12 protein-coding genes are annotated in these 13,026 nt (G+C 34.1%); 7 read left to right on the top strand and 5 right to left on the bottom strand.

The features are described from left to right. The 4 genes from ACFSR1_RS09225 (at position 1) to ACFSR1_RS09210 (ending at position 2,001) form a co-directional block, all read left to right on the top strand. A complete protein-coding gene (locus ACFSR1_RS09225) occupies positions 1-297 on the top strand; it encodes a hypothetical protein (RefSeq protein WP_378291784.1) in 297 nt (98 codons plus the stop codon). Between the two features lie 20 nt (positions 298-317). After that, positions 318-734, top strand: a complete 417-nt coding sequence (locus tag ACFSR1_RS09220) for a VOC family protein (protein ID WP_378291782.1) — start codon at positions 318-320, stop codon at positions 732-734. A gap of 5 nt (positions 735-739) precedes the next feature. Next, positions 740-1,519, top strand: coding sequence for an RMD1 family protein (locus ACFSR1_RS09215; RefSeq protein ID WP_378291780.1), 780 nt, complete (start codon positions 740-742; stop codon positions 1,517-1,519). A gap of 80 nt (positions 1,520-1,599) precedes the next feature. After that, positions 1,600-2,001, top strand: a complete 402-nt coding sequence (locus tag ACFSR1_RS09210; RefSeq protein WP_378291778.1) for a hypothetical protein — start codon at positions 1,600-1,602, stop codon at positions 1,999-2,001. A gap of 118 nt (positions 2,002-2,119) precedes the next feature. Here the strand turns inward: ACFSR1_RS09210 and corA are convergent, their stop codons facing one another. From corA to ACFSR1_RS09190, 4 genes are all read right to left on the bottom strand, one after another. After that, entirely contained in the window at positions 2,120-3,187 is a 1,068-nt protein-coding gene (corA, locus tag ACFSR1_RS09205; RefSeq protein WP_378291777.1) for a magnesium/cobalt transporter CorA, read from the bottom strand. Between the two features lie 126 nt (positions 3,188-3,313). Further along, entirely contained in the window at positions 3,314-4,063 is a 750-nt protein-coding gene (locus tag ACFSR1_RS09200) for a LytR/AlgR family response regulator transcription factor (RefSeq protein ID WP_378291775.1), read from the bottom strand. Positions 4,064-4,071: 8 nt separating this feature from the next. Continuing rightward, positions 4,072-7,113: a ligand-binding sensor domain-containing protein gene (locus ACFSR1_RS09195; protein WP_378291773.1), complete on the bottom strand. Its 3,042-nt coding sequence runs from the start codon at positions 7,111-7,113 to the stop codon at positions 4,072-4,074. 282 nt (positions 7,114-7,395) lie between these two features. Beyond that, on the bottom strand, positions 7,396-7,968 hold the full coding sequence (locus ACFSR1_RS09190) for a hypothetical protein (protein ID WP_378291771.1): 573 nt from the start codon (positions 7,966-7,968) through the stop codon (positions 7,396-7,398). A 165-nt stretch (positions 7,969-8,133) separates the two neighbouring features. Here ACFSR1_RS09190 and ACFSR1_RS09185 point away from each other — a divergent pair, with 165 nt between their 5' ends. From ACFSR1_RS09185 to ACFSR1_RS09175, 3 genes are all read left to right on the top strand, one after another. Then, complete coding sequence (locus tag ACFSR1_RS09185) at positions 8,134-8,607, top strand: RNA methyltransferase (protein WP_378291769.1); 474 nt, start codon at positions 8,134-8,136, stop codon at positions 8,605-8,607. A gap of 141 nt (positions 8,608-8,748) precedes the next feature. Then, the gene (locus ACFSR1_RS09180) at positions 8,749-10,101 is read left to right on the top strand and encodes an alanine/glycine:cation symporter family protein (RefSeq protein ID WP_378291767.1); all 1,353 of its coding nucleotides are present in this window, start codon (positions 8,749-8,751) and stop codon (positions 10,099-10,101) included. Between the two features lie 99 nt (positions 10,102-10,200). Next, positions 10,201-10,737, top strand: a complete 537-nt coding sequence (locus ACFSR1_RS09175; RefSeq protein ID WP_378291765.1) for a hypothetical protein — start codon at positions 10,201-10,203, stop codon at positions 10,735-10,737. Between the two features lie 95 nt (positions 10,738-10,832). Here ACFSR1_RS09175 and ACFSR1_RS09170 read toward each other — a convergent pair whose 3' ends face one another. Continuing rightward, positions 10,833-12,782 (bottom strand): OmpA family protein, encoded by a 1,950-nt coding sequence (locus tag ACFSR1_RS09170; protein ID WP_378291764.1) that lies wholly within the window; start codon positions 12,780-12,782, stop codon positions 10,833-10,835. Positions 12,783-13,026 lie beyond the last annotated feature (244 nt).

Below are 13,026 nucleotides of genomic sequence, written 5' to 3'. Positions count from 1 at the left end.
ATGAAAGGATCAAGAAATAGTAATCTTAAAAGAGTAATAGTTGATTTCAAAAAGTTAAACAATAATATTCTCGATTTGTTAGTTGAGAGGTATCCCGATGGATATGACGAAGATGATATTATCACGTTTAGAAATGCACAAAATGAAATTGTAGAATGCGTAGAAGTCAAAACCGAAGACACCTTGTATTTGGTGAAAGTCAGTAAACGTTTGGTTGCTGCAATGGAGGATCACGAAGAAGAGAGTGATGATAATTCTGACATAGAAGTGCCTGACGAAATGGATGATGTAGAGTAGTTGTAAAAACCAATAATACCATGAAAAAAGCCGAATTTCATCTTGCTCTTCCGTGCGAAGATCTCGAAGTGACCAAAGACTTCTATATTTCTAAATTAGGAGCATCTTTAGGAAGACATACGGATACCTGGATAGATATTAATCTTTATGGAAATCAAATCACATTTACCAAAGCAGGGAATTTTAATTTTGATTTTAAAAATTATCGATTAGGGGATCAGATTTTACCATCATTTCATTTTGGCGTCATTGTAAATGTACAAGTTTGGGGGACCTTATATTCCAGGCTATTTTCCATGGATCTAGAAGTAACTACAGAAGCCACGTTTTTTGAAAATAAAGTGGGCGAACATCTTTCTTTTTTTGTAAAGGATCCTAATGGCTATATGGTAGAATTTAAGAGTTTTAAAGATCACGGTGAGATATTTACCGTTTAACGATCATGAAAAATAAAGCGTACGCAGTTCAGATAGCTGAGGTTATCTCTATCAGAAATTGCAAGAATCAGTATAAGGCTACATTATTATTTTCGGATGCAGACGAATTGTTCTACAGTCTAAATGAAGAACAGTATGTTTATGTATTTAAATATGGTGTAGTTTGTTTTTATAATATAGATGAAAATCAGATAGAGAAGATTTGTTCCGAAATTTTGGTGTTTGCTAGAAACCACAATATTGGTAATATGTCCGAGAGCATGGAAATTACCCTTGGCGGATCAAGTAACTTAGTGTCTTTTTCGCAGGTATCACTTAAGGAATTTAGTCTAGAGTCGTTACGACTTATAATGCTCAATGTTTCTCAATCAGTAGCTCTTGATAATTATGCGAATATATCTGAACAGATTTTAGAAGATACTAAAGTGCATACAACCTATCTTGAAGAAAAAGGTAAACTTGATATTGGTGGTAAAAAACTAAAAAAATATATCGGAAGAGTACTGAATATCAAAAATAAAATTTCTGAGAACTTATACATTTTTGACTCTCATGATGTTACCTGGGATGATGAGATACTTAATAAACTTGATCAGGATTTGAAACGGGTTTTTGATCTAAAGGATAGATATAGAAGTATTCAGGATCAGGTGGAGATCATCAAAGAAAATCTAGAGCTTTTTAAAGATATTATGTTTCATAAAGAAAGCAGTAAGCTAGAATGGATTATCATTATTCTGATACTCGTAGAAGTAGTAGATATGTTTATTTTAAAATTAATATAAAACTCAGTGACCTTTTTAATGAATCGGTGTCTTAATTAATAATTAATCAGATACAATTATAAACTTAATTAATAGATAAGATGAAAGATTTTAAAATTCTAATATTGATGGTGATGTTATTATCAAGCAGTCTTGTGGCTTTTTCCCAAGAAGAGGAGGAAGAGGAAGAAATTGAGGAAGTTGAAGAAGTAATAGAAGAAACTGTCGCCGAAGGAATAGAAGTTATCAAGGGAGTGTTTGAGGGATTTGAAGGGGATTCGTTTAGTTTCAATTATAAAAATGAAGATAATGAAGAGGACACTTTGTTTTTTAAAGATATAACTCCCGAAGTTTTAAAAACGTACAATCTAAAGGATAAAAAATATATCGGTAAAAAGTTTGAAGTAACTTTTTCCTTTGCATATGAGGATGAAGTAGATGAAGATGGAGACAAACAACAGTTTATTAAAAGAACAGTTACAGGATTAAAACCTTTAGACTAGTTTTAAAGAAGCAGTAGATCATTTGTTTAATGAGTATTACGCAAACTCAACTAATGAAAATGCCTACATACGTGTAGGCATTTTCTATTCATAATTTAGTAGTGACGTTAGATACTTCTTATAGCCACTTTTTTCTTTTAAAATAATACAGTAACCCAAAGAAAATGACAATCATCAGTCCCCAAAGTACAAAGTATCCGTGTTTATATTTTAGTTCAGGAATGTATTCAAAATTCATTCCGTAGATTCCTGCCAGGAATGTTAAAGGAATAAAGATAGAAGCTATGATGGTAAGTACCTTCATCACTTCGTTCATTTTATTACTGATAGTGGTCATATACATATCCATTAATCCCCAGATCATTTCTCGATAGATATCGATACTTTCTGAAACCTGAATGATATGATCATATAAATCCCTTAAATAGAATTGTGTTTTATCAGTAATCAATGGATGATCACTTTTTTCGATTCTGTTTACCACTTCTCTTAGTGGAAATACCGCCCTTCTAATTTTTAAAATTTCTCTTTTCTGACTTTGTATGTCATAGGTAATATCATCGTTAGGTTTTTCTTCGAACAAGTCGTCTTCTAACTCTTCAATTTTTTCTCCCATTGCCTCAATCAGATTAAAGTAATTGTCCACAACTGCATCCATCAAAGCATATAAAAGATAGTCTGATCCCATAGTTCGGACTCTACCTTTACCTGTTCTAATACGATTTCTGATGGCGTCAAAAACATCACCATCAGCTTCCTGAAAAGAAATCACATAATTAGGTCCTAAAACAAAACTGATATGCTCAATTTCTAGTTCTCCTTCTTTATTGAAATAGAGCATTTTAAGAACTACAAAAAGATACCCTTCATATTCATCAATTTTGGGACGTTGTTGGGTATTGGCAATATCTTCGAGAATCAATGGATGTAGTTCGTAATGATCACCAATTTTTTCAATAGCTTCTGTATGATTAATCCCATTGACATTGATCCAGGTAACCGGTTCGGTATCTGCATAAGAAAACGCTTCTTCTATTTTATTCAATTCTTTTTCTTCAAAAGAATCTTTATCGTAATCAAAAACTTCGATGAATAAATCACCAGATGATTTGTTTCCGGTATAGACAACCGTTCCGGGAACTAAACCGGATTGTTTGTTTGCAGGTGATACTGTATTATTTGCCATACTCTGTACTTTGTATGATTACAATGTAGTATAATTTAAATGTCTTTACAAAATAATCGTAGAGTTCAGGCTTTCTTTATTGTCTGTTTTTTTTGGCTTTATAGAAAAGATGATGTATACCTTTTATTATCGATGCATACTATCCAAAATCTCCATTACTTCCACTTTTTTACGAACAGAAACAGGAACATTCTCACCATTTTTTAGCATCAAATACCCACCATCGGCTTTGATAAAAGCACTAATGCATTGCAAATTAATTAAGTGACTTTGATGAACTCGCAGAAACTGATAATTCTTAAGCATGTCTGCAAAATATTTTAATGTTTTGGTTACAAAAACCTTTTGTCCATCTTGTAGATAAAAGATGGTATTGTTACTATCTGATTCGCAACGAACAATGTCATCCAGACTAACAATAATAATCTTATCCAAAGTGTGTAAGGATATTTTATCAGGTTTTTGTTCCGGAGCAGATAAGGTATCTTTAAGTATGTCCAGGCGTTCCTTATTAGGTTGGATTTGTTGCTTTGCTTTGCTTACGGCTTGTGCTAATTCTTCATTAGAATATGGTTTTAGCACATAATCTATGGCAGCAAACTTAAAAGCCCTGATCGCATATTCATCACTAGCGGTGACAAATATGATTTTGGATTTTAATTCCGGAAATATTTCTAATACATCAAATCCTGTCCCATCACCAAGCATAATATCCAGGAAAAGAATATCGGGTTCGTTAGTTCTAAGTGCCTTAGCAGCTTCTACTACGCTTCGAGCGGTATCGATAATTTTTATTTCGGGATGGTTTGTTTCCAGATCATTCTTTAAAAGTTGAAGCGCATCTGGCATATCTTCTACAATAATTGCTGTTAGCATAGTGGTTATTAATAGTCGGTTAATAATGGTATTCTGAACGATATTTCGGTGCCTGCTACAGTAGCATCTTCTTCTAGAATTTCTTTTATCTGTAGCGCATCTTTTCCTGAGATTGATTCTAATCGTTCTCTGGTTACCGTTAAGGCCATGGATTGATGATCAGTTTTGGTTTTAGCTTTTTGAGATTGAAAAATACCCAATCCATTGTCTAATATCTTACAATGTAAGAATTCTTCATCAGTATCAAAAAATACTTTTAGTTTTCCGTCTCTGTTTCCTTTCAGGATACCGTGTCTTATGGCGTTTTCTACAAAGGGTTGAATAAGCATTGGTGGAATTAATACTTCTTCAGGATCAAATTCTGAGTCTATAGAAATTGTATACTCAAAAGGTTTATTAGCCATTAGCTTTTCGACTTCTATATAGTGTTTTAGCGTCTTCATTTCCTGATCCAACGTAATATGATCTTTTCTGGAATTATAGAGCGTTTCTCTAAGAAGCGTAGCAAATGTATTGATGGTACTGTTCATTTTGGTTGGGTTACTGGTGCCCATAGCTTTGATGCCATTTAACACATTAAAAATGAAATGCGGATTCATCTGCAATCGTAACGCCTTTTGTTCTAGCGAGAGAAGATGGTTTTGCATTTGCAGTTTTTCACGTTCCTCGGCATTCTTCAATTTAACCTTTCTAATGTATAAAAATGTAATGATAGTGAGTACCAAAAGTAAAATCCCAAGCATACTAAGCTGAAACCATATTTTTTTATAAATGGGGCTGTCGATAAAAATTTTGAAGGTAATGGGCTGGCTTTCTTCCCATCGATAATTTCTGGATTGTGCAGAAAACGAATGTGCTCCATATGCCAATCCTGCCAGGTTTTGCTTCATTTCTGAAGACCAAGGACTCCAGGCGGTATTGTTTAATTTATAACGATATTCTATATCGTTAGGATGATCTAAATCAATAGTTTTATAACTGAATGATAATTCTGTTTGCTCTGGAGATAACTGTAATACGTTATCGTTTTTCGCCCATATATCCGGATTGATAGAATCCAGCGTTTGGTAGGCTATTTCAACATTTTCGAAGTGTATCTCGGGTTTAACGGTAGCTTTGCCAATTTCTCCCGGCTCATATTTTGTAAGTCCGTAGATAGCGCCAAACCATAGGTTGCCTTCTATGTCTTTTGAAATTGCATTAAGACATGTTTCGATTCCTAAAAAACCATCATTCCTTCCAAAATGCAACACATCTTTGATTTGGTTGAGAAGATTAATCTCTATACGATCCACTCCACGCTCGGTTCCAACCCATAGATTCTCTTCATTATCAAAAATCATTTGATAAATATTGTTAGAATATAAATTCTTTTCTCCATTTAATTTTTTGAAAGAAAGTTCTCCTTCTAAACTGCTCCACCATATACCTTGTCCTGCAGTTCCGAGATATATTTTATTGTCTTTAAAAACGAAAGAATTGATTGCGATTTTTTGATCAAGGACGTTGTTATGATGGGTGACTTTATTTTTTTTGATAAATCCAATACTTCCATTTTCTGTAGAATACCATATTTTCCCTTTTCCATCAGAAGCCATATGTTTGATCTCCAAGTCTTTTATTCCTCGTTTTTTTGCAAACTTTCGTATGGATCTTACCTTGTGTTTTTTGTAATCATATATAAATCGTGTAATTCCGGAAGAATAGGTAGCTGCCCAGACAGTATCATTAGAGAGATGTATCGATCTCACCCAATTAGCTGATAATCCACGTTTTTTGTTGATGATATAGTTCTTAATTACTTTTTTAGTAAGTGTGTCCCTTGTAGGGTTTTTGGAACTCTTATTAGTAATTACAATACTATCTTTTAGTTTAATTTCTTTTAATAAAATACCTTTTCCTTCTGTTCCGGCCCAGATATTTCCTTTATCATCACTTGTAATAGTTTTTATTTTTATTTCAGATAATCGTTTGTCTTGTTTGATTTGGTGTATGCCCGCAGTATCAATCTTTATAAGCCCTGCTTCAGAATTAGATGCCCATATTTCATCATCGATGGTATGGACCGAATATACTCTGTTGCCTTTTAATCCAGTATCCTGATTATAATGAGTGAAGTTGTTTTGAGAATACTTATAGAACCCTCCTCCTGAGGTAGCAATCCAGATATTAGATTGACGGTCAGTAATACTTTTGCTGATATTGGAAACTGCCAGGCCGTTTTTACGATTTATTTTTTTCTTTAGTTTATAGTTCTTGGCGTCTAGAACTGTAATTCCGGCGTTATTTGTAGAAAACCACAATTCAGAATTGAGTATTGCAATATCGTTAACGTTTAATGGTTCCTGTATCCACTTATTACCATAACTTTTAGCATTCGTATTTAATACTAATATACCTTGATTGATAGCCGCAGCAAATACTTTTGTTTTGTGATATAATATAGCAGTAAAATTATAAGCACTATGTCTTACCATAATACTTGCATCCTTTTCAATTTTATTGAGTTTCCAGAGTCCTTTATTAGTAGCAATCCAAAATAATTTTCCGTCAAACACAATATCGTTTACAATGCTTGTGTTGATTTTTGGATCTAATTGAATTTTCTTTATTCCGGAGGAGGATTCATATAAATGAATTCCAATGTTGGTCGCCAGATACGTTTTGTTATGAATTCTAAATATTTTATTGATCTGTAATCCTTCAAAATTCACAAACTGCTTTTTTGTTTTGATAGAAAGCCCTCTTCTTGTTCCGATAAATAAACTATCATTTGCAAAATGCAGTGCGTGGATGTAATTAGATAAGAGGCCGTCGTCTTCGTTCCACGTTTTAAATTCTTCTCCATTAAATCTGCTTAGACCTCCGCCACGTGTTCCCAGCCATAAATAGCCAATATCATCTTGTATGATATCATTTACCTGTGATTGAGGAAGTCCGTCCTCTAGAGTGTATGCTCTAAGTCCGTTATTTTGGGAAAATAATGTGTGAAATGAACTTATTCCTAGTAAGGTTATAAGTAATACATAAGAAAAACGATTGGGGCTCATAAAACTATGATTTGACAACAAATATAATCAAACCGATTTTTTTGTTTCGTAAACCCATAAAATAGTGAGATAAAAATGTGGTTTTTAAAACCGTATACAAGCAGGCAGTTTTTTTGGGAAAAACAATAATTGGAAATAATTGGACGCGCCTGCTGTATACATTGGTTTTTAAACTGTTAATAGAAGATCTTAAAACTTAATACGGTAATGAAACCAAACAAAAACAAACAGTATAATAAAATTATAGAATAATAGATGTTGTGTCGTTCTTTACTTATCATGTTAATTGCTAGTAATTGCCGTATTTCTTATAGTGCCTACCTTGTTATCGTTCCAGGTTAAGCTTTGTTTTAGATTTACGTATTTAATAATTTCTGATGTTTCTTTATAAAGCGTTTCGGTTTCCAATATATTTCCCTTTATACCATATTCTTGGTTAGGAAATGTGTATTGAGTATCCGTGTCTGCATTTTCACAATATACATTTGTTAATTGCGGAAGCGGAATAATTGTGTTACTATCATCGGTTACCAAAAAATAGTAGGACTCTACCTGAGCACAACACGCAAGGTATTCAACTTCCATCTTAATCACCTCAGAGATCCCTTCCAGACCAGGGTTCTCTAAGGTTGTGATAAAGATGTCCTCAAAAAGCTCAATGTCATTAATTGTGAAAGTAGCTAAGTCTTCTGAAATTCCCCCCAAACGAGTCAGATTAACAATGCAAGTTGGTTGTTCTGATCCATTCTCTTTAATTTCAGTAACTGCTGCATACTTTCCAGTGTTCTGAAAACTTTGTGCTTTCATAAACTGAAATCCTAAAATTAGGATGAAAAAAACAATGATCTTTTTCATAACAGTATATTTTGAGGTTGATTATTTTGTACGAATTTATGTACTTCATCCAGTTGTAAAGTTTGGGTTTTAGAATTCGTTGCCATCAATTTAGAATTCGTACCACTTATTGGTTTTCGATGAATTTTAATTGTGATTAGATTACACAGTTTATATTTTTGTGATATGATTGATAATTTTGAAAACGAGTTCTTCGGTATTGGGATTCAGAATGGAAAAACACCTGAGAATCTCGGGGTTTTATGGAGAACCGCTCAGAATATGGGAGCCAGCTATATATTTACCATTGGTAATCGCTATGCTAAACAGGCGTGTGATACTCATAATGCGGTAAAGTCAATGCCTTATTTTCATTACGATACTTTTGAGGATTTTTATCGTCATCTTCCCAAAGGAGCGATGTTAGTAGGTGTGGAGTTATCAAAAGAAGCGGTCCCGCTGGAAACGTTTAAACATCCAAAACGGTGTGTTTATTTATTAGGTGCAGAAGATCATGGGTTGTCTAAAACTGCGATTGAAAAGTCACATTTCTTAGTTAAGTTTACATCAGAGTTAAGTGTTAATGTCGCGGTTGCAGGTAGTATTGTGATGTATGACAGGGGAATTGATAAACCCAGATTCATTAGAGCTTCAGAATAATCTTTTGGGCGTGCTCCGCCTAAGGCGGATCGGGCTATCCGCACTGCACGGTAGCTTGCTTCTATCCCTCACGCAAACAACAGCCTCATTTCAATTTTAGAATTCTTTTTTAACTACATTTATACAATTCAATGTAGTAATATGATTAAAGCTCTAGAAAATGCAATCGCTGCATTTAGTTCTTGGATATGGGATTGGCCTTTGTTGATTCTTTTAGTTGGTGGAGGGTTGTTTTTTCTTATCTTTTCTCGATTTACTCCTTTTTTATATTTTCGACACGCTATTGATATTCTCAGAGGTAAATATGACCACGAAAATGCTCCAGGACAATTAAGTCATTTTCAGGCATTATCATCTGCCATTGCTGCGACTGTTGGGATGGGCAATATTAGTGGAGTAGCCATAGCGCTGGTTATGGGTGGTCCGGGAGCTATTTTCTGGATGTGGATCAGTGCATTAATCGGTATGGCTACTAAGTTTTATACCTGTACGCTAGCCGTAATGTATCGATCAGAAAGTGAAGAAGGCACTACACTTAGTGGCCCTATGTATGTAATCACAAAAGGATTAGGAAAACGTTGGAAACCATTGGCAGTTTTCTTCGCCCTCGCAGGTTTAGTTGGTACTTTACCAGCTTTTACAGCTAACCAACTTACACAAACATTAGTGGACGTATTAGATTGGAAAGATAGCGATAAGTTCTATGTAGGACTTGTTCTTGCAGGTATTGCATCTTTTGTTATTTTGGGAGGAATTAAAAGAATAGGTTTGGTTGCCAGTAGATTAGTACCTTTTATGGTGGCTTTGTACTTCATCACGGTGTTTGCTATTCTAATTTTGCAGATCGATCAAATTCCGAAGATGTTTGTCTTGATTTTTTCTGATGCTTTTACAGGAGAAGCTGCTGCAGGTGGTGCTTTAGGGTATTTAATTAAAACTGGTGTAAAACGAGCAGCTTTTTCTAACGAGGCAGGAATTGGTACTGCTCCGATGATGCATGGAACAGCTAAAACGAATGAGCCTGTAAGAGAAGGGTTGGTAGCAATGATAGGTCCTGCGATCGATACGTTACTGGTATGCACATTAACAGCATTAGCCATTCTATCTACCGGAGTTTGGCAACACTCTGATGATAATGGAATTTCATTGACATTACAAGCATTTAATTCCGTTTTACCCTATGGAATAGGAGATGGCGTGGTCATAATTATGGTGCTTGTATTTGCTTTTTCTACCTTGTTTTCTTACTCTTATTACGGAGTAACCTGTTTAGGTTTTTTAACCAAACCAAAATACGGAAAGTATTATAATTATATTTATATAATATCAATAGTAGTTGCGGCGGTCGTCAAGATCGACTTTGCAATTAATTTAATTGATAGCGCCTTTGCATTGATGGCAATACCTACGGTAGCTTCGGCATTGTTATTAGCACCTAAAGTAAATAAAAGAGCTAAGATTTATTTTGATACCATTAAGGCTGGTAAGAAATAGTATCTATTTTAGCATTTGTTTTACGGAAAAAATGGAAGAGAGAAAACCATACGTTATATTTTTTCGTATATATTTGAAATAACCTCAAAATAATAGAAAATGAATAGATTTTTTTGCGCCCTTACATTAGTATTTTTGGTCATCACGTCTTCTTGTGAAGAATTAAATAGATTAACCGTATTCGAACTTGATTATGAATCAGAATTTACGGTTGCCTCTACTACTATTATTGATGTGCCAATTAGTATAGAAACACCACCGGTACCTACAAATTCTGAGTCCGAGTTTGAAAACAACAATACCAGTAGTTCTTTAATAGAAAGTATTCAGCTAAAAAGATTACGGTTAATTATAGAAAACCCAGCCGATGGAGATTTTAACTTCTTACAAGAAGTACGTTTGTTTATTGATGCGGAAGGTTTAGAAGAACAAGAAATTGCTTTTGCCGAAAACCTAGAAAATCAAGATCTTAGAGTGATAGAGTTAGAAACCACAGGAGTAGAGCTTAAAGAGTACTTGAAACAAGATTCTTTTTCACTAAGAGCATCGACTACCACAGACGAAACCATCAACGAGAATCACGATATCAAAGTAGATTGTGTGTTTAGAGTGGATGCTAATATTTTAGGATTATAATAGTATATGGAAAATACGAGGGATATAATTATTCTCTCGTTTTTTTATAAAACTGTTTTGAGTTATTGGTAATGGTCAATTGATGAAGAGAAGATCTACTCCCTAACAATAAATTCACTTCTTCTATTTTCTTGATGCTCTTTTTCTGTACAAGGAACGCCGTTGGCGCATTTATTAATAAGTCTTCGTTCTCCATACGCTTTTCCTCTTATTCGTCTCCAGTTAATCCCACCATTACGTATAATGTAGCGTACAGTGGCGCGCATACGTTTAACACTTAGTCTTTTGTTGTACCAGTAGCTGGATCTACTATCAGTATGAGAACGAACTTCTATTTTTAGATTAGGATTTTGTTTCATTACAGCGATTACTTTTTGTAAATCTGCTATCGCATCCGGTCTGATTTCATCTGTATCCAGATCAAAGAAAATAGTTCTTAATTGCAATGGAGCAACGATATCATCACCTATATTAACAGGTTCTGAGGTGGTAGAGAGTAGTTCTTCTCTCTTAAATGCTATAGGAACCTTGTTAGTGGTTTCATAAGATGCTTTTGATCTAAAGATAATGTCATTAGGATTAAATCCTTCAATTGATGCTCTGATGATATATTGTTTGTCACAATCTACTTCGAAAATATAACTTCCATCATAGTCAGACTTTATGTTGTTTACGATGTTTCCGTCCATATCTATCAATGAGACATCAACATTAGCTAAGGGCTCGTTAGTTTCACTATCCGTAATAACACCTTCTAAATATTCTTTGCAAGAGGTAATTAATTCCTCGGTTTGTCTAAAACTGTAAATATCATCGTTCCCTTTTCCACCTTTTCTGTTACTTGCAAAATAACCTGTCTTGTTTTCTTCATTCAGTACAAAAGAAAAATCATCTTTTGGGCTATTAATTGGTTTGCCCACATTGAATACTTCATAAGATCCATCTTCTTTGGCGATGGCAACAAAGACATCTAATCCACCTAGTCCAACGTGTCCATCACTGGCAAAATACAATCGACCGGTATCACTTATATAAGGAAAGGTTTCTCTGGCTTCAGTATTGATATCATCTCCCAAATTTCTCGGCTTTCCGTATTTTCCACCAGGAAGAATGTCGACTACGAATAAATCGGATTTACCCCGTGTTCCTTTCATATCGCTGGCAAAATATAGTTGTTTACCATCAGGACTCAATGCAGGATGAGAGATCGAGTAGTTATCACTGTTAAAAGGTAGCTCTATTACATCAGACCATCGATTATTGTCAAAAGTAGCCTTATACAACTTCAATAAAACGACTCCTTTTCTGCTTTTTCCAAGTTTGTTGTTCGTAAAATTATTTCTGGTGAAATATGCTGTATTTCCATCTTTGGTAAAGCTTGTAGAAGATTCGTGAAATTTTGTATTGATTTTACCTTTTAATTTTTTTGGCTCTTCTGTAGATACATTATCTTCTTTAATAGCAGAAGAGAATAAGTCCAAAAAAGGCATCTTATTCCATTCGTGAACCTTAGAGTTTTTACTTCGGGATGAAGCAAATACAATCTCACCTTTATGGTTAAAACTCGGAGCATAATCCGAATATTCAGAATTTATATTCAATGTGTATAAATCATATTTACCAGATTGTTTTTCTATAAAATCCAGGTAATCTCTTTTATCAATAAACGATTTAGCTCGTTTGTCATTTCCGGTAACAGCATCAAACCTTTCCATAATAGCATCTGCATCACCGTACCGCTCAGCACTTTTTAGACTTTGAGCATATCTAAATAGGTATTCAGGTTTTACTTCCTCAGAAAAAGTTGAGATTAGCTTTTCATACCAGGCTACTGATTCTTCGAGTTCTCCGGTAAAATAGTAAGAGTCAGCTAATTTTCTATACAAATCATAAGAAGAAAATCCTTGTTTTGCAACATCTAGATAAATATCCCTAGCATTGATATAGGCTAATGCTTCAAAACTTTGATCAGCTTTAGCAAGTTGCTTATCTCTATCTTGTCCAAAACCGGAATGAGAAAACAAAAGCATTGCTATTACAAACATAAATGAATACATGTTGCAATATAGTTTCCAAAAAGGCGAAAAAGTAATAGAATAGTTTCCCAAAATGATCCCAGTATTATGATAATAAATTCCTTGTTTTCGTGGGGTTTTGAAAACGTACTGGAATTAAATTTACGAAAAATTAACATAAGGTTCATTTTCTAGGCACTTTTTTACCATCTAAACTCCGAGATTAAACAATGTTTTGTAGGCAAAATAATGTATTTGAGAATGAATAATCCTT

Origin of the sequence: Aquimarina rubra, from assembly GCF_042684305.1 — a bacterium.
Lineage (GTDB): Bacteria > Bacteroidota > Bacteroidia > Flavobacteriales > Flavobacteriaceae > Aquimarina > Aquimarina rubra.
Note: the sequence above shows the minus strand (reverse complement) of the source record. Positions and strands in the feature narration are given on the sequence as shown.